The organism is Pseudomonas sp. TH39(2020) (assembly GCF_016650715.1).
Classification (GTDB): domain Bacteria; phylum Pseudomonadota; class Gammaproteobacteria; order Pseudomonadales; family Pseudomonadaceae; genus Aquipseudomonas; species Aquipseudomonas mandelii_C.
Genome location: NZ_JAEKFF010000008.1, coordinates 436108 through 456571, shown reverse-complemented (window position 1 = coordinate 456571; position 20464 = coordinate 436108). Strand labels below are relative to the sequence as shown.

16 protein-coding genes are annotated in these 20464 nt (G+C 53.4%); 13 read left to right on the top strand and 3 right to left on the bottom strand.

Annotated features, from left to right (window positions below):
- Positions 1-4 precede the first annotated feature (4 nt).
- Positions 5-1567 (top strand): GumC family protein, encoded by a 1563-nt coding sequence (locus JFU47_RS30375; protein ID WP_201187913.1) that lies wholly within the window; start codon positions 5-7, stop codon positions 1565-1567.
- 68 nt (positions 1568-1635) lie between these two features.
- Positions 1636-2367, top strand: a complete 732-nt coding sequence (locus tag JFU47_RS30370; protein ID WP_240050547.1) for a CpsD/CapB family tyrosine-protein kinase — start codon at positions 1636-1638, stop codon at positions 2365-2367.
- A gap of 44 nt (positions 2368-2411) precedes the next feature.
- On the opposite strand, the gene galE is transcribed toward JFU47_RS30370, so the two are convergent.
- Positions 2412-3389, bottom strand: coding sequence for a UDP-glucose 4-epimerase GalE (galE, locus tag JFU47_RS30365; protein ID WP_201187911.1), 978 nt, complete (start codon positions 3387-3389; stop codon positions 2412-2414).
- A gap of 258 nt (positions 3390-3647) precedes the next feature.
- Between galE and JFU47_RS30360 the strand changes: the two genes are divergently transcribed.
- Complete coding sequence (locus JFU47_RS30360; protein ID WP_201187909.1) at positions 3648-5294, top strand: phosphoethanolamine transferase; 1647 nt, start codon at positions 3648-3650, stop codon at positions 5292-5294.
- A 64-nt stretch (positions 5295-5358) separates the two neighbouring features.
- On the opposite strand, the gene JFU47_RS30355 is transcribed toward JFU47_RS30360, so the two are convergent.
- Together JFU47_RS30355 and JFU47_RS30350 are read right to left on the bottom strand one after the other, a co-directional pair.
- Positions 5359-7977 (bottom strand): glycosyl hydrolase family 5, encoded by a 2619-nt coding sequence (locus JFU47_RS30355; protein WP_201188528.1) that lies wholly within the window; start codon positions 7975-7977, stop codon positions 5359-5361.
- Positions 7978-7982: 5 nt separating this feature from the next.
- Positions 7983-9506, bottom strand: coding sequence for an O-antigen ligase family protein (locus JFU47_RS30350; RefSeq protein ID WP_201187907.1), 1524 nt, complete (start codon positions 9504-9506; stop codon positions 7983-7985).
- A gap of 95 nt (positions 9507-9601) precedes the next feature.
- On the opposite strand from JFU47_RS30350, the gene JFU47_RS30345 reads away from it, so the two are divergent.
- From JFU47_RS30345 to JFU47_RS30300, 10 genes are all read left to right on the top strand, one after another.
- Positions 9602-10978: an oligosaccharide flippase family protein gene (locus tag JFU47_RS30345; protein ID WP_201187905.1), complete on the top strand. Its 1377-nt coding sequence runs from the start codon at positions 9602-9604 to the stop codon at positions 10976-10978.
- Between the two features lie 325 nt (positions 10979-11303).
- On the top strand, positions 11304-12773 hold the full coding sequence (locus JFU47_RS30340; protein WP_201187903.1) for an FAD-dependent oxidoreductase: 1470 nt from the start codon (positions 11304-11306) through the stop codon (positions 12771-12773).
- Between the two features lie 135 nt (positions 12774-12908).
- Entirely contained in the window at positions 12909-13526 is a 618-nt protein-coding gene (locus JFU47_RS30335) for an acyltransferase (RefSeq protein WP_201187901.1), read from the top strand.
- Positions 13519-14475, top strand: coding sequence for a glycosyltransferase family 2 protein (locus tag JFU47_RS30330; RefSeq protein ID WP_201187900.1), 957 nt, complete (start codon positions 13519-13521; stop codon positions 14473-14475). Before JFU47_RS30335 ends, JFU47_RS30330 begins: the two co-directional genes overlap by 8 nt.
- A gap of 8 nt (positions 14476-14483) precedes the next feature.
- The gene (locus JFU47_RS30325; RefSeq protein ID WP_201187899.1) at positions 14484-15008 is read left to right on the top strand and encodes a serine O-acetyltransferase; all 525 of its coding nucleotides are present in this window, start codon (positions 14484-14486) and stop codon (positions 15006-15008) included.
- 43 nt (positions 15009-15051) lie between these two features.
- Positions 15052-16029 carry a glycosyltransferase gene (locus JFU47_RS30320; protein ID WP_201187897.1) on the top strand — a complete coding sequence of 326 codons (978 nt, stop codon included), beginning with the start codon at positions 15052-15054 and terminating at the stop codon, positions 16027-16029.
- Positions 16030-16036: 7 nt separating this feature from the next.
- The gene (locus JFU47_RS30315) at positions 16037-16972 is read left to right on the top strand and encodes a DUF535 family protein (RefSeq protein WP_201187896.1); all 936 of its coding nucleotides are present in this window, start codon (positions 16037-16039) and stop codon (positions 16970-16972) included.
- A 75-nt stretch (positions 16973-17047) separates the two neighbouring features.
- The gene (locus JFU47_RS30310) at positions 17048-18250 is read left to right on the top strand and encodes a glycosyltransferase (protein ID WP_201187895.1); all 1203 of its coding nucleotides are present in this window, start codon (positions 17048-17050) and stop codon (positions 18248-18250) included.
- Entirely contained in the window at positions 18247-19446 is a 1200-nt protein-coding gene (locus JFU47_RS30305; protein WP_201187893.1) for a glycosyltransferase family 2 protein, read from the top strand. Before JFU47_RS30310 ends, JFU47_RS30305 begins: the two co-directional genes overlap by 4 nt.
- Positions 19446-20180 carry a WecB/TagA/CpsF family glycosyltransferase gene (locus JFU47_RS30300; protein ID WP_201187892.1) on the top strand — a complete coding sequence of 245 codons (735 nt, stop codon included), beginning with the start codon at positions 19446-19448 and terminating at the stop codon, positions 20178-20180. The genes JFU47_RS30305 and JFU47_RS30300 overlap by 1 nt, the downstream gene beginning before the upstream one ends.
- Positions 20181-20464 lie beyond the last annotated feature (284 nt).

The window sequence follows — 20464 nt, the reverse complement described above, 5'->3', positions numbered from 1 at the left end:
AAATATGGCCTCTGAATACGAAATGTCGTTCAACGACTACCTAGCTATCATCAAGCACCACGCCCTGCTGTTGATCGTGAGTTTCGTGGTCATACTGGGCGTGTGCATAGCGGTAGCGATCTCTCTCCCGCCGACCTATGAGTCATCCGGCACGATTCTGGTGGAGTCTCAACAGATTTCGCCAGACCTGGTGGCGGCCAACAACAATACCTTTGCCGATGAGCGCATCGAAGTCATTCGCCAGCGCGTGATGACCCGTGAGCATCTGGAAGGGATCATCGACAAATACAATCTTTTTGCTTCGCAAAGTCGGCCACTGAGCGTTAGCGAGAAGATCGAAGAAATGCGCAATGCGATTGTGGTCTCCCTCGTCAGTGCTGCTGTTAAGGGGCGCGGAGAGGTGACGATTGCTTTCCGTCTTTCCTTTGAGCACCGGCAGCCAGAGATTGCGAACAAAGTTGCCAATGAGCTGGTGACGCTGTTTCTGGATGAAAACATCAAGCAGCGCACCGAGCGCGCCAGTGAAACGACAGAGTTCCTGACGCAGGAGGCGGACAAACTCAGGGTGGAACTGGAAGCCCTGGAGAACCGGCTGGCGGACTTCAAGCAGGCACACAGCAACGCGCTGCCCGAGCATCAAGAGCTGCGCATGAATATGTTGACGCGCGCCGAAACCGAGCTTAAAGAGGTCGACCGTGACTATAAAACTGCCCGTGAGGAGTTGCGCTTCAATGAGCTGGAGCTTTCCGCCGCGAATGCCGGGCTAGCGACCAAGCCTGGAGCACCCGGTGCAGCAGTTGATAAACCACAGGATCTGGCTAGCCTCAAAGCGGAGTACACCCGGTTGCAGTCGCTGTATACGCAAGCCCACCCCGACGTGCGTGCCGTCAAACGCAAAATTGCTGCACTTGAGGCTGGCAAAGGTGCTGATGGTGCAGCGGCTTCGGTCAATCTGGACGTTGCCAAGGCCCAGGCGCGGGTCTCCGGAGCAGAAGCACGTATCAAGTCGCTGGCCGATCAAAAGCAGCAAATACTCAGCAAAATAGCCGAATTAGAGGCACAAATTATTGAGGCGCCGCAAGTCGAACGCGGCTTGGTCACGGTGATGCGTGACCATGATAATGCTCGTAAAAAATATGAGGAGATTCGCACGAAGGAAATGAGTGCGAAAATTTCCGAAAGCCTGGAGCAGGAAAACAAAGCCGAGCGTTTTGTTCTTCTGGAGTCGCCGCTGATGCCCGAAAAGCCGGTACGGCCGAACCGTAAAAAAGTGGTTGCCATGGGTTTCTTGCTTGCCCCGGTGGGTGCTGGCGCGCTGGTGATGCTCCTCGAGATGATGAGTCAGCGTGTGCGTGGTGCCCAGGCCCTGGCTGCCGTGCTGGGTAGACGCGTATTGGTTTCCATTCCCTACATTCACACCAAGGCTGAACTATCACGCCGCAGGAAGTGGCGAACGCTATTGATCGTCTGTGGAGCCGTGACAATCGCGATCTTTCTGGTGCTCCTGCACTTCCTCTACATGCCTCTGGATCTTCTGATGTTTAAAGCTCTGGGCCGGTTTGCATAAGGAATATAGCCATGGAAATAATCAATCCCGATACCGAAAAAGCCGAGCAACAGACCTCGTCAAAAGCCATGACGCCGACCGCGCAGTCCACAGGTCTGAATGCACTCAGTTATGTGCAAACCAAGGTTGTACCTTTGCGACCAGATCACCTTGAGCGCAACCGCATTGTGGCTTACAACAAAAATTCGAATATGAGCGGGGCATTCGATCTACTGCGTACACAAGTGCTGAAAATCATGGAAGAAAATGGCTGGCGCACGCTCGCCATCACCTCGCCGACTCCGGAGGCAGGCAAGACGGTATTGGCGATAAACCTGGCGATGAGTATCGCGCATCACACGACCAAGACTGCGTTACTGGTGGACTTCGACTTGCGTCGTCCGAAGGTGGGTCAGTATCTGGGTCTGCCGATGGATAAATCGCTTAATGAATTGTTGGCAGATGAAGCTGAACTGCAAGAAGTACTGGTCAATCCGACCTTGCCGCGCTTTGTGGTCCTGCCGACGCGTGAGCCGATTCCTCTTTCCACCGAGGTGTTGTCATCGCCTGCAGTGAGCCATTTGATTGCTGATCTGCGCGAGCGCTACAACTCACGCATCGTGATTTTCGACTTGCCACCGTTGTTGAGTTCGGATGATGTAATTAACGTCCTGCCCAGGTTCGACTGCGTCCTGCTCGTTGTCGCTAATGGATTGAACAGCAAGAAAGAGATCGAGGAAAGCCTGCATCATCTTGGGACAGCCAATCTGATTGGCACGGTGTTGAACAAAGCCGAGCCCGAAAACCGCTCTTACTACTAGAGCATCACCCGCAGGAGGTCGGCGCTATTGGCTAGCGCCGACGCTCAGTGCCAAGGGTACTTCTGCTCCCAGCTCCAGGCATGCGCCACTATCTGTTCAAGTGAGCCAAATTGCGGTTGCCAGCCAAGTAATGTGTTGGCCCTGCGGGGATCGGCCACAAGGCGTGGTGGATCGCCCGCGCGACGTGGCGCTTCGCTGACAGAGATATCCTGGCCGGTCACGTAGCGCGCGGTATCTATCACTTGCTGTACCGAGAAACCTTGACCGTTACCGAGGTTGAACGCCGTGCTTGCACCCCCTGCCAGCAGATATTCCACGGCAAGTGCGTGAGCGGCAACGAGATCGACAACGTGGACGTAGTCGCGAATACAAGTGCCGTCAGGCGTATCGTAATCACGGCCATAGACGGTGATGGTTGCGCGCCGCCCGGAGGCTGCTTGCAGGATCAGGGGCAGCAGGTGTGTTTCCGGTTCATGGCGTTCACCTAACTGTCCTTCAGGGTCTGCTCCGGCGGCGTTGAAGTAGCGCAAGCAGACCGATTTCAGCCCGTATGCACGGTCGAAATCTTCAAGCATCTGCTCCACCATCCACTTGCTGCGTCCATAAGGGTTGATCGCGGCCTTGGGATGCTCCTCATCGATGGGTACATACACCGGGTCACCGTAGACGGCAGCGGTCGAGGAAAAAATGAAGTTTTTAACCCCGGCGCGAACCATCGCCTGTAGCAGTGTCAGGGTGGCGGCGAAATTGTTTTGATAGTACTTGGCAGGTTCAGCGACGGATTCGCCCACCTGTATAAAGGAGGCGAAGTGGAACACGGCATCAAAGTGGTGTCCCGCAAACAAGGTGTCCAGCGCCTGTTCGTCGGCTATGTCCAGTTCGACCAATGTCCCACCCCTCAACGCGCTGCGATAACCCGTTGAGAAATTGTCTGCCACCACAAGCTCGTGACCTGCACTCAGTAGCTGCTTCACCATGTGCGAGCCGATATAACCCGCGCCACCCACCACCAAAAATTTCATCCTGATCTCCGATTTCCTGGGCACTATCGCTGTGCAAGCTACTGCCAGTCGAACTTGATTGTATAACGGCCATCAAGGCAGGTCGCGGGCGGCTTCTTCATTTGCCCCAGAATGCCAAGGGTGAACAGTGTCAAGCCTTGCGACTCGCTACATTTGCAACGCCAAAGAAGAGAATATTTCGAACAAGATACAGCGAGCACGCCAATTGAAGCTACCCTCTGAGGAGGCATTTGGGCATCCTGCGAGAATAATTATCACATGAAAAATTCTGCCAAAATTATCGATTACTCATTAAAAATATTTAAAGCAGAATGGCCAAATTTTGTATTGTGGTCATTTCTGCTATCGCCGTTGATTATTAGAACGCTAACAAACTACCAATACTCTAAAATTGATTTATTGGTCTTTTACACCCTTGGCATGTCGGTGCTGTGGCTTTTGGCAATTAGATTTATTTCATCCAGTCAATTCAAGGTTCACATCATTCTGCTGCCTTTCTATTTGGCAGCAGCTATTGATCTGTTTTTGGTTTTGAACTTCAACTCGAGATTAACAGCTGCCTATATATTTATTGGCATGACAAATTATCAGGAGGCAAGCGAATTTCTGCCGACCTATTGGCAGCCCATCAGTATCGTTTTGGTGATTTTCATATTTTGCTATGGGGCTGGATTAATAGGACTGCATAAGCGCGAATTATATAAAAACAAAGGTATTTTTGTTTTGGTCGTTAGCGCCTTGCTTGTGGGGTATGGGGCTTATTTTTATAAAACCGTCAAACTTAATTCTTTCGGGAAATCTGCAGTCATGGATCTCCTTGCAAAAGATCAAAGCGCGCCAGTAGGTTATTTGTCGCAAATTGCCCTGACTGCAAATTTGTATTTGGGGACGGAGGAACTTGTCAAGCGCCGTCGGGAATCTGATGTAAAAATAACCAGCCTGTCGAATCAATCAAATATAGAAACCGTTGTTTTTGTGATCGGTGAGTCATCACGGCCGCAGAACTGGTCGCTCTACGGTTATAACAAGGAAACAACCCCGAATCTCGGTAAGCAGGAGGGGCTTTTCAAGTTTAACAAGATCTGCACGACAGCCCCCTATACCTCGTTTGCGGTTCCTTCGATGCTGAGCCTTGAGCCTATATCGGATTGGGACTCCATTGCGTCAACAAAATCATTGGTGGGTATATATCGCGCAGCCGGGTACATGACCTATTGGTTGTCTGTGCAGGAGGTTGATAGTTTTGGCGGAATAATTCCACAAATAGCTGCAGAGGCACAACACCGTCAATATTTTGAGAGAAGTTATGATGGAGCATTGATTTCAGAATATGAAAAAATACTAAATAAAAGCGGTACAGAAAAGAAAGCCATATTCATTCATGTCAAGGGTAGTCATTTCGAGTATTCACGCCGATACCCGGAAAATTTCGATAAATTCAAGCCGTTAACAGACAGCTTCAAAGACAAAACTACCGCAGAATATGATAATAGTATTTTATATACGGACTGGTTGTTGAGCTCAATTATTGATCAATTGAAGTCAAGCAAAAAACCATCTGTCTTGGTTTATTCATCGGATCATGGTGAAAACATGATGGATGATAGTCGAGGGCTCTTGGGTCATGGCATTGGCAATAAATATGACCTCCCGGTTTCGGCATTTATCTGGGCATCCGATAATGTTTCAAGCCAGCAATCGCTCAAGCTTTTAAAGCTGAAGGAAAGAGAAAGTCAGAAAGTCAGCATATCGTCCTTGCCACATACGCTTTTAAGTATCACAGGGGTTTTTACGAATAAGTACAAAAGTTCGGATGATTTATTAAGTGATGATTTTGTATCGTCGAAATGTCCATATCTGCTCGGCGCAGGCTATGTTCCATCGTTTGATTTTGACGCTCTTTAAATAGTCCTCGCTGAACAACGCCGCAAGGCGTTGTTCCATCAGGTTGATGTCGGCTGCGCGTCGCCTAAGGTTGTGCTTGCGTGACGCCTTTTTTCAGAAACAACCAGTTCGACGCCTGCAAGCCGTCGAACTTGATTGTGTAGCGGCCATCAAGGTAGGTCGCGGGCAGCTTCTTCATTTGCCCCAGAATGCCGTGGGTGAACAGTGTCAAGCCTTGCGGCGCCTGGATGGTTAGCGTGCCCTCGAGGGGCTCAACGTAAAAAGGTATTTTGTCTCCGTCCTGGGGGACGGCACGGGTGCCTAACGAAATCAGTAAATCCTGCGATCGGCCCAAAGGCGTGTCGTCCAGACTTTGCACCACCACACTGGCGTTGGCGGTCTTCACTTGAACCTTAATGTTGCCGAGGCTGATCGACTCACCGCCGATCCAGCCGGTAGCGACCTGGGTGCGCGGTGTATTGATGGTGTAGACGCCTTGTTTCCAGTTGCGCTTTAGCTCTCCCGTGTCGGTCGTGGACTCGATGGCATTGGCGTCCAGCAGCGACTGGTCAGGGTCATGGAATTCCTGTGCATTGCTTGGGATAACGCTCTGTTGCAACCAAGGCAATTCCGGCGTCTGTGGCATCGCGATTTCCAGCTTGCCTTTCTCCATGGCTGTGCGCAGGAGAGCAGAGTTGGCCGGTGTGATCATTTGGTTGAACAGGGTGGCTGACGTCGGCGCGAAGACGTAGGTCGTTGTTGCTTCGCGAACGTCTGCACGGCGATAAAGCAAGGCGGCGGCGGGCAGGGTGGCCAGCATTGCAGGGTCGTTATAGGCGTGCCAGTTGTTGGCACTCATCCCTACGCCCCCCATTGGCTCCTGACTGTAGGCATATTGCATCAGCGCATCCCAGCCTTGGTGGCTGGCGGTGCCGGCGATATAGAGTGGCAGCGAGTGACGGTCTGGTATCGGGAAGGGCTCATTGTTCCACTCGGTGACGGTCAAGGGTTTGCCGATGACCTGGCCGGCTGCAATCCAGTTCACTATGCCGTCGCTGTAGAGCGGGTTTTTCTCGACCTGTCCCGAGCCACCGTAGCTATGGACGTCTATTACGTCGCCGGAAGTAAGTGCCGGCAGGGAGTTCAGGCCATTGCGGCCCCAGCTACTGGTCGTGGCGATGGGGACCTTCACGCCTATTCCACGCAGGTGCTGAATCATGTCGATGTTGAAACGTCGCTCCAGATCGTTAAGGAACATCTTGGAGGGGCCTGGCTCCCAGGAGCGCCAGGTCTGGTCTGCAGACAGATTGTGCTGTTTGGCAAAAGCCTCGGCCTCCGCCATGTAGACGCGGTTGTGCTTCGGCAAATTCTTGTCTGGCAGTAGGGCGTTGCCAAAGTGGTTGGTGACGTCGTTTTCGTTGGTAATCAGTACGGCGGCAATCGCCGGGTCGTCTTTGTAAGCGAGGCCGGTATAGCTGTTTACATGGGTCAGGTAGGCTTCGGCAAAGCGCTTCATGGCTTGCTGAATGGTGAGGTTTACATAGGAATAGCCCTTGAGATAGGTGAAATTCTGTTCTTCTTTGGGCAATTCATCGAAGCCATAAATGTTGTCCTTTTCAGTAAAGACTCGCTGGACGTGCAGATCGAGCCACACATAGATGCCTTCGTCTTTCAGGCATTTGATCCACCAGTCGATTTTTTTCAGCGATTCCGGGCTCAGTTGCTGGGTGCTGCGCGTCACCCTGCCGTCGCCAAAGATGTTCGGGAAGACCCATGGCGAGTCATGGTGGTGCAGTCGTACAAGATTGAAGCCCAGTGCCGACAGGCGTTTGGCCTGCAGCTTGATTGCATCGTCTGAGGTTTGGAACAGCGCGTAGGCCGAAAGGTTGGTGCCCCAGAAACGCGCCGTGGTGTTGTCGGCAAATTGCAATTGCTCGCCGGAGGCTTTGACGAAGCCGCGCTTGCCTGCAGGTTTTTCCTGAGCGTTGAGAAAGGACAGGTCGACCGGCGAGGTTTTCCAGTCGAGCTTGTCAGTCGGCCAGCTCTTTGGGTCCGACAAGCCGAAGCGCTCGGTAACGGTTGGGCCGACCGCCACATCGCCAGAAACGCTCAAGGTCGCTGTGAAATCCAGGCGGCCAGGTTTGATCGTGTTCTTGTAGAAAAAAGCACGCACCTCGGATTTACTGCCCGGTTCTAAGTACACACTCGCCAGTGCGGGCTCGAAGCGCATTTCGATGCGTCGCCCTTGCGCATTGCCCCAGGTCCAGCCGCGGTTGTCGGGTAGCAAAGTCGGCTCGCCCATTTCTCCAGCAAAAAGAGCGGGGTCGAATTCGAAGACCATGCCACCACCTGAAACGCCCGACTTCCCGCTGTGTGCATCCACGGCAAAGTTCCAGGTCAGCTTTTGCTCGTCTTGTTTCTGAATCTGCGCAGTCAAGTCGAAATCCAGCGCTTTGTTTTTGCCTGCAAGGGCGTATCGATAAGGGGTGTTTACCTTGAATTCGGTCTGCAAATACGTCCAGTCCCAGTTGCGCCCAAAAAACGAAAATGTCGTAGCAATTGCCGGACTGCCGCCACGCTCCAGCATTGGCAGGCCGTTGCGCTCATCCACACTGACGACCCAGTCCGACGCCCAGGTACGAAACGGCCAAATAGCAAAAAACAGCAGGAGCAGTATCTGGGGGCTGCGACACAACTGGATCATGGGTTCTACCTGAGTTGGAGATGGGCACTCGCCGTGACGACCGTCGAGGTGTGCTTGAGCCTGCGTGCCATCTGAGCGTAGGCCACGCCCAGTCCAGCCACCGACCAATACACCAGGGGGATGACCGTGATACTGCTAACGGTAACGATGGTGATCAGGATCCCGACCAGTGTCGCCAGAAGTGCACGTCCGAGTCGGCGTGCCTCATCATCTTCGTTGGGGAACGAACGCATCCCCTTGCGGATGCCCTGCAGAACACTGGCGAAAAAAACCACGAAAAGCGTCAAACCAATCAAACCGAACGACAGCGCTATGCCAATATAGGTGTTCACGATATCGATGATCCCCTGGCCCTGAATCATGGACTGCATTTCCGGTGTGCTGCGGAAATTGAAAGAACCCAGCCAAGGGTTGCGCTGGATAACGATCACGGCGTTATCAATCAAGCGCTGCCGGTAGGTGATATTTTCGACATCCACCGTGCCGATAAACGGTAGCAGATCAAGCACTTTTTGCCCGCCCGGCACGATGGCCAGCACGGGCAGGGCGAGCGCCCCGGCGGCCGCCAGCAGCATCAGGCGTTTGATTGCTTTACGGCCAGTGCCGATGAACACGACGATCATGATGGCTGCACCGATCCAGGGCCCACGCGACAGCGGTGCGTACAGACCACCGGCGAGCAACAGTGCGCCGAGGCTGCGCTGCAATTTGCTACGTACCTCCTCCTGCAAGTACAGGTAAAAGCCGATGGCCACGCTGATGACGAAGCCCAGCGCAATGGCCTGGCCGGTAGTGGCACTGGCGCGTAATGAGCCACCACGGCTCAAGTAGCCGGGGTCCCATTGCATGCCCATGGCGTAGACAACCGCGCTGTACAGCTGCCAGTGCTTGGCATATTCGAAGAGACCTATAAGCGACAGCACCATGGCGGCGAGTACAAAACCGAACAGAGCGTCCTTGAAGTCGCTGAGGTTCTTCAGCGCCCGGCTGGCAACGTAGTAAGGCAAAAAAACTTCGATGAACAGGTAAAGCATTTGGCGCAAGGTGTCGGTGATGGTGGTTTCGCGCAGGAAAAGCAAACTCGTCAGCAGGAGGTAGGCGGCTAACAGTTTGTCAGGCCAGGTGCGCCCGAAAGGGACCGTGTCGGCGCGCTTGCGCAGAGTGAAAAAAGCCGGAAGCAACACACACAGTGCCAGTACACGAATATGGTTAAGGGCAAAAAAATAGTTGACCAGGCCGAAGCCCGGAATCTCCGCCGTGGCCGGCGGGATGAGAAACAGCAGAAGAAAAAATAGCGCCACGGGATTGCGTTCGCGATTTCGTGCGTAGGTCAAAACGATCGCGGCAATACCCGCGTACACCCAGAAGCTGTGCGACACAAATGCCAAAAGCGTCAATACGAACCACAGATTGCGCCGACGAGTGAAATTTCGGTCGGGAATCAGGTCTGCTGCTGGTCGACGTGCCATGGCAAATACGATGCCAGTAAGGACCAGAATGACGATTAACGCGCGGAAGTGCTCAGGCATGGATGATTGGACTTATTGATTGATGAGCGACGGCTAGTGGAATGGCCAAACGCGACTATAGTTCGTTTTGAGCCATTGAGTCCGGGGATGATGTTATGTCGTTAGTTGATTTGTCGCCACCGTTGGGCCTGCGTAAGCGAGCGATCTCTGCCGGGGCATGGAATCTGGGGGCGCTGGTTACGTCTCAAGCCTTTCGCTTGGGTGGCAACCTGATAATGGCCCGTCTGCTGATGCCGGAGATGTTCGGCATCATGATGATCGCCATCACCGTTTCTCTGGTTCTGCACATGCTTTCCGATGTCGGCTTGCGCCAGAACATCATCCAGAGCCCGCGAGGCGACGATCCGGTGTTTCTAAATACCATCTGGACCGTGCAGATCGTGCGCGGCTTTATCCTTTTTGCTTCGACACTTCTCCTCGCGGCCCTCGCTTGGTATGCACAGACCATTAATCTGTGGTCGACCCATTCCACCTACGCCGCACCCGAGTTGCCGCTGGTGTTGGCCGTGACCGGTTTCTCGGCAATCATCGTTGGTTTTCAGTCGACCAAAATCGACTTGGCAGTGCGCTCTTTCCAGCAAAAGAAAGTGGTACTCACCGAGTTTGCGTCTCAGGTCGTCGGGCTGGTGGTCATGCTGGGCATCGGTTACTTCACCAGGTCCATCTGGTCACTGGTGATTGCAGGTATGGTGCAATCGATGGTTAACACGCTGCTGGGGCATTTCTGGTTTGAGGGCCCTTCTAACCGCCTACAGTGGGAGCGTTCTGCGCTCGATGAATTAGTCGGCTTCGGCCGTTGGATACTGTTGTCGTCGGCAGTGGGCGTATTGGCCATGTACGGTGATCGTGTCTGGTTCGGCGGCAGCATGACGGCCGGCGAACTGGGCGTTTACTCCATTGCCGTGCTGATTTTGGGAGCTGTTCAGCTTGCGTTGCAAAAGATAGTCGGGGCCGTGGCCTTGCCGGCCTTCAGTGAGGCCTCAAGAACTAATGACACTGTACGGCTCCACTCTTTGTATTACCGCTTGAAATTGATGCTCGATCTTGCCTGCCTGTTTCTCTGCGGACTGTTCCTGACCGGCAGTCCACTGCTCATCAGCATCTTGTACGATGAGCGTTACGCTCAGGCCGGCAACATGATGGCCATTCTTTCACTCTCTTTTTTCACCATGCGCTACCTACTGGCGAATCAGGTCTGGATTGCCTTGGGACTGACCAAGTACCAGGCTATCGATAACATTATTCGCGTGGTCTCGTTGTGGGTGCTGCTGCCTCTGCTGCTGGCGATTGGCGGGGTCAAATATGCGATTTGGGGCGCTGCCCTGTACACGTTTCCTACGCTTATCCTGGTTTTTTATGTCAATTGTCGTCTGGGGCTGTTCAGTCTCAAGCGTGAATTGGTGGTCCTGCCTATGCTGGCGGTGGGGGCATTGTGTGGGGAGTTATTGACGGATTTTGTTAAATGGCTTTGATCTATTTCTCTTGATGTTTCCAAAGCTGCGGCACAGCGTCGCCATTGAGGTATTGATGGCCGTCGCCAAAAAATGTGGCCTTGATGTGTAGTTGAAATTTCCAACGTAATCTCGATGTCGTGAGGCTTTGAATCATGAGAGAAACTGATTTGAATACCTCTGTGATGGGGCGCAGACGCTTCCTCCAGGCTTCTGCTCTATTGAGTCTCGGGGGGCTCATGTTCGGATTTTCCAAAGCCGTTGTCCGGCCTTCTGCTGCTAAATCCGAGTTTGTTGTCATCAACGGATGGGTGCTGCCTGCCCAGCATTTCCGGCAAACGCACGCATGATCAAAGACTACCAATCGCAGAAAGAACTCCGCGACCACTATGACATCTGCATCATAGGCGGTGGACCTGCCGGCATTACGCTGGCCTTGCGTTTAGCCGGTAATGGTCGGCGTGTGGTGCTTGTCGAGGGCGGCGGGCACGAGTATTCGCCGGCTTCGCAGAACCTCTACACGGTCTCATCGTCAGGCCTCGAGATGTACGCTCATGAAACACGCCTGCGTTATCTTGGCGGTACCTCCAATCACTGGGCCGGGCGATGCCGTCCATTCGAACGGTCGGACTTTACCGTAGGCCCTCCGGTGCCCGTGCCCGGTTGGCCCATCGCGTTTTCCGAGATCGAGCGCAATCTGTCGGCGGCCATGGATATTGTCGATCTTCCGCCGCACTCTGGATTCAAGGCTATCAATGCGAGTTTGGACGGCACCGACTTTGATGCCGATCGTTTCCTGCTAAGCCCGCCGACGCGATTTGCACAAAAATATGCCAGGGAACTTAATGAGACCGAGGGGCTGGATGTCTTCATCAATTGCAATTGCGTCGATCTTGAGTTCGACAGCAAGACCGGCCGCATAGCAACGATAGTCGTCTCGGACTACCAGTTGCATCGAGAGCGAGTCACGGCAAAACAATTCATTCTGGCGACAGGCGCGATCGAGAATGCCAGGCACCTGCTCAACAGCGAGTCCCTGGCAGCTGGCGGTATCGTAAGCACGGATGGTTTCGTCGGTAGATGCTTCATGGAACACCTGAACGTCGAAATGGGAAACTTCATCCTGAAAGACGGGCAGGGTACGGATGCTCGGCAGGAGTACTTCACGACCGATGCATTCGTGATGGAGCACAAGTCAGGTAAAGGGAATGTGACGGCCACGCTTGTCTCCGAAGTGAAATCCTATGGGCGAATGGCAGCCATCAAGAGCTTTTTCGAGAACCTCGTTTGCGAAGTGGGTGCGGAACGCAAGATTGAATTTATTGCCAAGTTCGATTGCCCTGGAGATGGGGTGCTCGGCACTCTGATCGAGCAGTTTCCCAACCCCAATAGCCGAATCTCATTGCTCGACGAGCGGGATGCGTTAGGGATGAGGAAGGCAAATGTTCATTGGGAACTGACCCCGGCAGACAGAAATACGGTCAAGTCCATAGGGCTCGAAGTGGCAAAGTGTTTTGCCGACACAGGGTTGGGCTTTGTCAAATTGGAAGAATACGTTTATGACGTCGATTTACCACTGAAGCTCAATCCCCATGCTCATCATATGGGGACCACGCGCATGGCGACTTCGCCTGAGTTTGGCGTTGTCGACGAGAACTGCAAAGTGTTCGGCGTTGAGAATCTTTACGTTGCGGGCAGCAGTGTGTTCGCTACAGGCGGTGCCTGTAACCCCACGATGCCTCTTCTGCAAATTGTTCTAAGGCTGGCGGAACATCTTAACCATCAGCTGGGGCCCGGGGTGGGCAGATATTCATGAAGGGGGGAGCATGTGTGGATTATTTGAGTGTTGGATTTTAGGGAAGCGTCTACTCTTAGGGTAGTGGTAATGAAGAATCAGGGTGTATCTAACCTTGACACAGGTGTCTATCGCTAAATTATTGAGGCTGACAGGATGATTGGTCTACTAAAGCGTACTATTGCTTATATTGCAAAAACAACGGGGCATGGGACCTCGCTCTATAAAAAATTCTGTAAACCGGACGGGTATGAATGGGCTAAACATATGGTTCGGTGGGGGGGGCTGCACTCCATCGGTAAAGGCGTATGGATCAATCCTGCTGCCAATATAACTGATCCTTCGCTAGTACGACTCGGAAATAATGTAGGTTTATCTTGTTGCACGCTATTCGGCCACGATGGAATAGTCGGCTTGCTCGAGGTGCGCTATGGTAAAAAACTTGACTCTGTCGGCGCTATCGATATACGTGATAATTGTTTTATCGGCTATGGTTCTATCATCATGCCGCGTGTGACTATTGGTCCTGATTCGATTGTTGCAGCCGGTGCTGTAGTCGTAAAAGATGTTCCGCCTGGAGTTGTGGTTGCGGGTAATCCAGCCAAGGTTATTTGTACAATGGAAGAGGTGTTGGCGAAAGTCGAAGAGCGTAGCGCCACTTATCCGTGGATTGACCTTATCAGGCAGCGCAGTGGTGTATACGACCCGGCACTTGAACCGAAGCTTATAGCAATGAGAGCGCAACACTTTTTTGGCGAGCAACCCAATGGTTAGTACTCCCCTTGACGTATTGGTAGTTAATTACAATACAGCGGAGTTGTTGCAACCAATGTTTGATGCTTTACGCCAGTCAAATAGCGTGGATCGCACGCGCTATTTGGTGGTGGATAATGCCTCTGTCGATAATTCGCTGGAATGTCTGGCAACTATTTGTCCAGAGGCATTGCAACTCGCCAATGAAAATAATGTTGGCTTTGGGCGTGCCAATAATCAATTGGTTGAACACCTGCAGGGCAAGTATGCGTTGCTCCTCAATACCGATGCCTTTGTTGCTGCGGATACGCTGAGCAAGACGCTCGACTATATGGAGACTCATCCTGATTGCGGTGTCCTCGGCGTTCGGTTGGTTGGACGAGAGGGTGATTTACAGCCCTCCTGTCGCTATTTTCCAACGCCGTTGAATGTCTTCCTTTCGCACACAGGGCTTGATCGCTTTTTCCCTGTGGTGAAAAGAGTCGACGACATGGCCTGGGATCATGCTTCGGTGCGTGAGTGCGACTGGGTGCCCGGGTGCTATTACCTGATCCGCCGTGAAGTCATCGACCAGGTTGGGTTGTTCGATCCGCGCTACTTCCTTTACTTCGAGGAGATAGATCACTGCAAACGCGTTAAACAGGCAGGCTGGAAGGTCGTTTACTACCCGCATACCACGGTGGTGCATATCGGCGGTGAAAGTGCCAAGTCTGTTGACAAACTCAATGCAGCTAGTCGTCAGCTACCCACGTTACAAATCGAAAGTGAGCTTTTGTATTTCCGCAAGCACCACGGTCTGCCTGGTTTGGCCTCACATATGCTACTGGTGAGTCTGGGTGATCTGATTGTGGCGCTCAAGGCGCTATTGAAAGGCCGCGGTCGGGCCGCTTTAGGGGCGTGTTGGCAGCATACTCGTGTGACCTGGGCGTTGCTGCGTGATACCAAATTCGCTAGCCAACCAACACGGTAGAGCCAGTTATGTTCGAAAACATACGTGCGGATTTACGTGCATACGCCGGAGATTGGGGGGCTCAGGGGTTTTGGGTGATGGTGGTTTATCGCTTTGGGCGCTGGCGTTACGGTGTGCGACCGGCACTGCTACGCAAGTTATTCTCCTTTATATACAAAGTGCTCTTCAAACTGGTGCAGATCGTCACGGGTATCGAGCTGCCGTGTGAGGTGGTGGTCGGGCGCAACTTCGTCATCGATCATTTCGGCGGAATCGTGATCAGTGGCTATGCGCAGTTCGGCGATGATTGCCGCATCCGCAATGGCGTCGTCGTGGGCCTCAAGAATGTGAGTGAGCCGATTGCTCCGGTGATGGGTAACAATGTTGATATCGGTGCAGGGGCCAAGGTACTGGGCAATATCCGCATTGGTAACAATGTCGTGATTGGTGCAAATGCTGTGGTGCTGACCGATGTACCGGACGACTCGATGGCAGTGGGCGTGCCGGCGACTATCAAAAAAAGGAAGCACGCAGAATCGAGGGAATTCTCATGAGCCACCCGATGGATTACTTAAACTGCGTCGCTGAGTGAACGCCATGACTATGGGGATTGGTGTCGTTGTTATCGGTCGCAACGAAGGCCTACGGCTTGAGCGTTGTCTGACTTCCCTCATCGGTTCGGCGCAGAAGGTTGTTTATGTCGACTCTGGATCAACGGACGGTTCAGTGCAGATGGCACTGAGGCTTGGGGTCGAGGTGGTCGAGTTGGACATGACGATTCCCTTTACGGCTGCGCGTGCACGCAATGAGGGATTTTCCTGCATACAACGCTTATTGCCGGCGATGCGTTATGTGCAGTTCGTCGACGGTGATTGTGAGGTTGTCGGCGGTTGGCTGCCCCGGGCGCTGGTCTTTCTTGATACACATCCTGACGTTGCGGTGGTCTGTGGAAGGCGCCGTGAACGTTTTCCGCAGCACTCTGTTTACAACTTACTGTGTGATTACGAATGGGATACGCCGGTAGGTGAGGCCAAGGCATGTGGTGGCGATGCGCTGATGCGGGCTGACGCCTTTGCCGAAGCGTCCGGGTTTCGACCGGGCCTTATTGCCGGGGAAGAGCCTGAATTGTGCGTGCGTCTGCGTGGGAATGGTTGGAAGGTCTGGCGTCTGGGTGAGGAAATGACCTTGCACGATGCAACCATGACCCGGTTCGGCCAATGGTGGCAGCGTACCCTGCGCGGTGGTTATGCCTTTGCCGAGGGCGCATTTTTGCATGGGGCCGCACCGGAGCAACATTGGTTGCGTGAGTCGCGCCGTGTCTGGTTTTGGGGATTGGGCGTCCCGCTGGCGACTGTTATCGCGAGTTTGGTGTTGGGATGGTTTGGGCTGCTTGTGCTGCTGGTCTATCCATTGCAGGTCGTGCGCCTCGCCCGCAGGGGCGATAGATCCACGCGCGAAAACTGGCTGCGGGCTTTCTTTCTCGTGCTGGGGAAATTTCCCGAGATGCTCGGGCAAGTCAAGTTTCTACTGAACAGATTCGGCGCCGGCAAGACGGCGTTGATCGAATACAAGTGAGACTTATATGAATAATTGGGTGATATTAAAGAGCGTGTTTTTTTTACACGCCGGGTATTCTTTAAGGGCAATGAATAATAAGTTTAAAATGCTGGTTTTAGTTGCAAGAAACTGGTCCGAGCTAAAGCTGTTTTGCGCTCGTATGTCGAGCGCTCTGGGTAAGTCCGGTGTAGAGAAGTTGGGCGGGGATTGTGTGGGCGTTGTTCATTGGCCCTACATCAGTAGAAGCTGGGGCCCAAAGAATAAACTTAGTGTGTTGGCCTCGCATTACGAAGTGGTTACCAAAAGCTGTCCGCAGTTATTGCTGTTGGGGCGAAGTGACAGTTTGATGCTGAGTGATTTGTCGGAGTTTGCTGCTGGCTGTTCCCTGGTGCTGGATCGTCCCTTCTGGTTTATGCGTGAAGGGGAACTGGTGTTGAACTTGTTTCAAGGTGATCTGCGCATTGCATCAATAGCATTCACCTTGTGTCGTACGGACACTGAGTTATGTATTTTTATCGGCGCCGTTCAAGGGATACATAAAGGCGTCGAGAGTGAACGGTCGTTGAGTATCTACAGGGACCTGACAAAAGACTTTGAAGGCCTTCGGCCAAGAAGCTTTCTGATCGAAGTTATTAAATACATTGCCATTAACATTGGTGTTGAAAAAATTTATGCGGTAGGGGATGGGTATCGCCACCATCGTCATCCGTATTTTGGTGCTCACAAAGCTCTGGAACTGGCGGCAAATTATGATGTGATCTGGTTAGAGCATGGAGCGACTCCATCAGAGCGCGAAGATTTTTTCGAGATTCCCATGATTCTGTCCAGAAAACCGCTCGACAGTATTGCTTCAAAAAAACGTGCCATGTACCGCAGGCGCTATGAGCTGCTGGACGACACCTTTAAAAAGATAGACAGCGTGTTGATAGGTAGTTATAGCAGCAACCGGATGGCTAGTTGACGTTCCTGAGACCTGTACTACTGTGGGATTACTTGCAGTAATAATCCACCGCAACGACAACTAAGTCTGGTTCCTATGCGTATCGCTTATTTCATCAATCAATACCCCAAAGTCAGCCATAGCTTCATTCGTCGCGAGATTTTGGCGTTGGAACGTCAGGGGTTTGTGGTGCAGCGCATTGCTCTGCGTGGCTGGGATGCCGAATTGGTGGATGCCGAGGACATGTCTGAACGCGATAAAACCCAGTATGTGCTGCAGGGCGGAGTCAAAGAGCTGTTAGTGCCTGTGCTGCAGGTGCTGCGCGCCCAGCCCCGACGGTTTTTTTCGGCGCTGTGGCTGGCGCTACGCATGGGCCAGCGCGCCGATCGGCCCTGGCCGTACCATTTGGTCTATTTGTTTGAGGCATGTCGCGTACTGTCTTGGTTGCAGGCGTTCGGCGCCGAGCATGTGCATGCGCATTTCGGCACCAACTCAACCGAGGTGGTGATGCTGGCCAATGTACTCGGTGGGCCGGCGTACAGTTTTACCGTGCACGGTCCGGAAGAGTTCGACAAACCGCAGTTTATTCATTTGGGCGAGAAAGTCCGGCGCGCAGCTTTTGTCGCGGCGATCAGTTCTTATGGGCGTAGCCAGCTGTTTCGCTGGGTGGCTCATGCGCACTGGCCAAGGGTAAAGGTGGTGCACTGTGGGCTGGAGCGGGCGTTTCACGATGTGCCGGCCGTTGCCGTGCCATCCGCGCCGCGGTTGGTTTGTGTAGGTCGTTTGTGTGAGCAGAAGGGGCAGCTTTTGCTGCTTGAGGCCGCCCGCATTCTGGCAGCACAAAACGTGGCGTTCGAAATAGTACTGGCCGGCGATGGGGAAATGCGCGCGGAAATCGAAGCCCTGATTGCACGGCATGGCTTGCAGGCGCAAGTGCGAATTACCGGCTGGATCAGCAGCGATCAGGTGCGGGCGGAAATTCTTGCGGCGCGGGCCTTGGTGTTGCCGAGCTTCGCCGAGGGTTTGCCGGTGGTCATCATGGAAGCCATGGCCTTGCGCCGGCCCGTACTGACGAGCTATGTGGCGGGCATTCCCGAGTTAGTGCGACAGGGTGAGAACGGTTGGTTGTTTCCCGCTGGAGCTGTGGATGAGTTGGCGGCGGCACTGGCGGACTGCCTCGCGCAACCTGTTGAGGTATTGCAGCGGATGGGCGAGGCGGCTTATCAGAGAGTGCTGGAGCGACACGACATCGATATCGAAGCGGCCAAGTTGGCTAATTTGTTTAGGGCGCAAGCATGATCACATTACTTAGTTGGCTGTTCAGCTCACTGCTGATATTCATCCTCCTGCCGGTGTTGGTGCTGTTTGTACAGGTGCTGATGGCCTGCCTGCCTGCACGGTCGCGCTCGTCGGCGCAAGGACCGCGACCGCGACCGCGACCGCGGGTGGCGGTGTTGATACCGGCACACAACGAATCCTCGATCATCGTCGCGACGTTAAACAGCATTCGGCCGCAGCTGCTTTTGGGTGATCGCCTGTTGGTGGTGGCGGATAACTGTTCAGACGACACGGCGGCGCTGGCCCGCACGGCGGGCGCCGAGGTGGTGGAGCGCAGCAATGATCAGCAGCGTGGCAAGGGTTATGCGCTGGACTGTGGGGTGCGTCATTTGTCGAGTGATGCGCCGGAGGTCATGATTGTTGTCGATGCGGATTGCCAGGTGGCCGAGGGTTCTATTGAGCGTTTGGCAATCTGTTGCATCGACTCAGGGCGGCCAGCACAAGCACTTAATTTAATGCTTGCTCCAGCAGGTTCCGGGCTAAAAGTGCGGCTAGCCGAGTTTGCCTGGTGTGTGAAGAATCGGGTACGGCCGCAGGGTTGGACCCGGCTTGGTTTGCCCTGTCAGTTAATGGGCACGGGAATGGCTTTCGTCTGGCGGGATCTGACGTTGATCAATTTGGCCAGTGGTCACATCGTTGAAGATTTGAAGATGGGCCTGGATTTATGCCGAAGCGGCAAGCCGCCTGTGTTCTGCCCCGATGCCCTGGTGACCAGTTACTTTCCGCGCAGCGATGAAGGTTTGACTACCCAGCGTACGCGCTGGGAACATGGTCATCTAGGGGTAATCCTTGGGGATACGCCAAAGTTACTGGTGGAGTCGATTGGCCGGCATCACTGGAGTCTGCTGGCGATGACGCTGGATTTGCTGGTCCCTCCGTTGGCCTTATTGACGTTGGCCTTGGCGGCGGCATTTGGTCTGTCATGGTTGGTATTTATGCTGTCGGGAGCTTTGGCGCCAGCATTGATAGCTTCTTCCGGGGTGGCAATATTGGGGGTGACTATCTTGCTGGCATGGAGCCAATTTGGTCGCGGGATTATTTCTTTTTCAGCCTTGTTGTATGCGCCGTTCTACGCGATGAAGAAAATCCCTCTGTACCTCGGATTTTTGCTTAAGCGCCAGGTTGAATGGGTGCGTTCGAAGCGAGATGACAGCTAATGCGTGCTTTATCCTGGCAGCACAGCTGGCAAACGATTACCCAGAAACTCAGGGTGATCAGCGATGTTGATGACGAGCAAGCATTGATTGATGCGTTATCCAGACCTGACGTAACGACAGTGCTCGGATTCGCCAATGCCCATGCCATGAATCTGGTGGCGGCCAATACCGACTACTTTAATGCGCTGCTGGCTGCGGACGTGTTATTGCGGGATGGCTCCGGCATGGCCATCCTGTTTCGTCGCCTGGGCCTGGAGCCGGGGCTGAATATGAACGGCACGGATTTCATCCCCAAATTACTGGCCGCGTTCAAGGGTCGGCGCGTGGCTTTCTGGGGCACAGAAGAACCCTTTCTAACCAATGCGGTGCAGCATAGCGAAGCGGTATTTGCGGTCAATGTAGTCTCTGCTCACCATGGTTTCGCGCCGGTGGATGTCTACATAAATCTTGCCCGACAGTTTCAACCGGAACTGGTTGTGCTGGGCATGGGTATGCCCAAGCAAGAAGCCGTTGCGGCGAGGCTCGCCGCCAGCGGCGTGCCCTGTCTTGTCGTGTGCGGAGGGGCGATCCTGGATTTTCTCGGTGAAAAGGTGATTCGCGCTCCGCGATGGGTGCGTCGTCTCGGGTGTGAGTGGGTGTTCAGGCTCATCAGTGAGCCAAAGCGCTTATTCACTCGCTATGTGGTGGGTAATCCGATGTTCTTGTTGCGCACGTTGATCTATAGGGATTCCTGACGCACAGGAATTTGACACTTGGATGGACTTCCCTGCGTCATAAAAAACACGACTGAAATATCTTGCAAAACTCCGGTGTAGCACCTTTACTCAGGTTGGATTTATCGACTTGACGGACGTGTTCGGGGTTATTTTTTTTCATTAAGATTGGCGTCAACAAAATGGTGTCGGACAATCTTGATTCCAGGGAAGGTGTTGCGAGTTTTTCGCAAGGAGGAAAGGTGTTGTTCCAATTAGACGGCAGTTTGTGTCGGTGCTGTAATTAGGAATCATCACATATCTTG

What these genes read in the sequence shown, in the direction of transcription:
- JFU47_RS30375 (WP_201187913.1), top strand. Translation starts at nt 5, where the DNA reads ATGGCCTCTGAATACGAAATGTCGTTCAACGACTACCTAGCTATCATC.
- JFU47_RS30370 (WP_240050547.1), top strand. Translation starts at nt 1,636, where the DNA reads ATGACGCCGACCGCGCAGTCCACAGGTCTGAATGCACTCAGTTATGTG.
- galE (WP_201187911.1), bottom strand. Translation starts at nt 3,389, where the DNA reads ATGAAATTTTTGGTGGTGGGTGGCGCGGGTTATATCGGCTCGCACATG.
- JFU47_RS30360 (WP_201187909.1), top strand. Translation starts at nt 3,648, where the DNA reads ATGAAAAATTCTGCCAAAATTATCGATTACTCATTAAAAATATTTAAA.
- JFU47_RS30355 (WP_201188528.1), bottom strand. Translation starts at nt 7,977, where the DNA reads ATGATCCAGTTGTGTCGCAGCCCCCAGATACTGCTCCTGCTGTTTTTT.
- JFU47_RS30350 (WP_201187907.1), bottom strand. Translation starts at nt 9,506, where the DNA reads ATGCCTGAGCACTTCCGCGCGTTAATCGTCATTCTGGTCCTTACTGGC.
- JFU47_RS30345 (WP_201187905.1), top strand. Translation starts at nt 9,602, where the DNA reads ATGTCGTTAGTTGATTTGTCGCCACCGTTGGGCCTGCGTAAGCGAGCG.
- JFU47_RS30340 (WP_201187903.1), top strand. Translation starts at nt 11,304, where the DNA reads ATGATCAAAGACTACCAATCGCAGAAAGAACTCCGCGACCACTATGAC.
- JFU47_RS30335 (WP_201187901.1), top strand. Translation starts at nt 12,909, where the DNA reads ATGATTGGTCTACTAAAGCGTACTATTGCTTATATTGCAAAAACAACG.
- JFU47_RS30330 (WP_201187900.1), top strand. Translation starts at nt 13,519, where the DNA reads ATGGTTAGTACTCCCCTTGACGTATTGGTAGTTAATTACAATACAGCG.
- JFU47_RS30325 (WP_201187899.1), top strand. Translation starts at nt 14,484, where the DNA reads ATGTTCGAAAACATACGTGCGGATTTACGTGCATACGCCGGAGATTGG.
- JFU47_RS30320 (WP_201187897.1), top strand. Translation starts at nt 15,052, where the DNA reads ATGACTATGGGGATTGGTGTCGTTGTTATCGGTCGCAACGAAGGCCTA.
- JFU47_RS30315 (WP_201187896.1), top strand. Translation starts at nt 16,037, where the DNA reads ATGAATAATTGGGTGATATTAAAGAGCGTGTTTTTTTTACACGCCGGG.
- JFU47_RS30310 (WP_201187895.1), top strand. Translation starts at nt 17,048, where the DNA reads ATGCGTATCGCTTATTTCATCAATCAATACCCCAAAGTCAGCCATAGC.
- JFU47_RS30305 (WP_201187893.1), top strand. Translation starts at nt 18,247, where the DNA reads ATGATCACATTACTTAGTTGGCTGTTCAGCTCACTGCTGATATTCATC.
- JFU47_RS30300 (WP_201187892.1), top strand. Translation starts at nt 19,446, where the DNA reads ATGCGTGCTTTATCCTGGCAGCACAGCTGGCAAACGATTACCCAGAAA.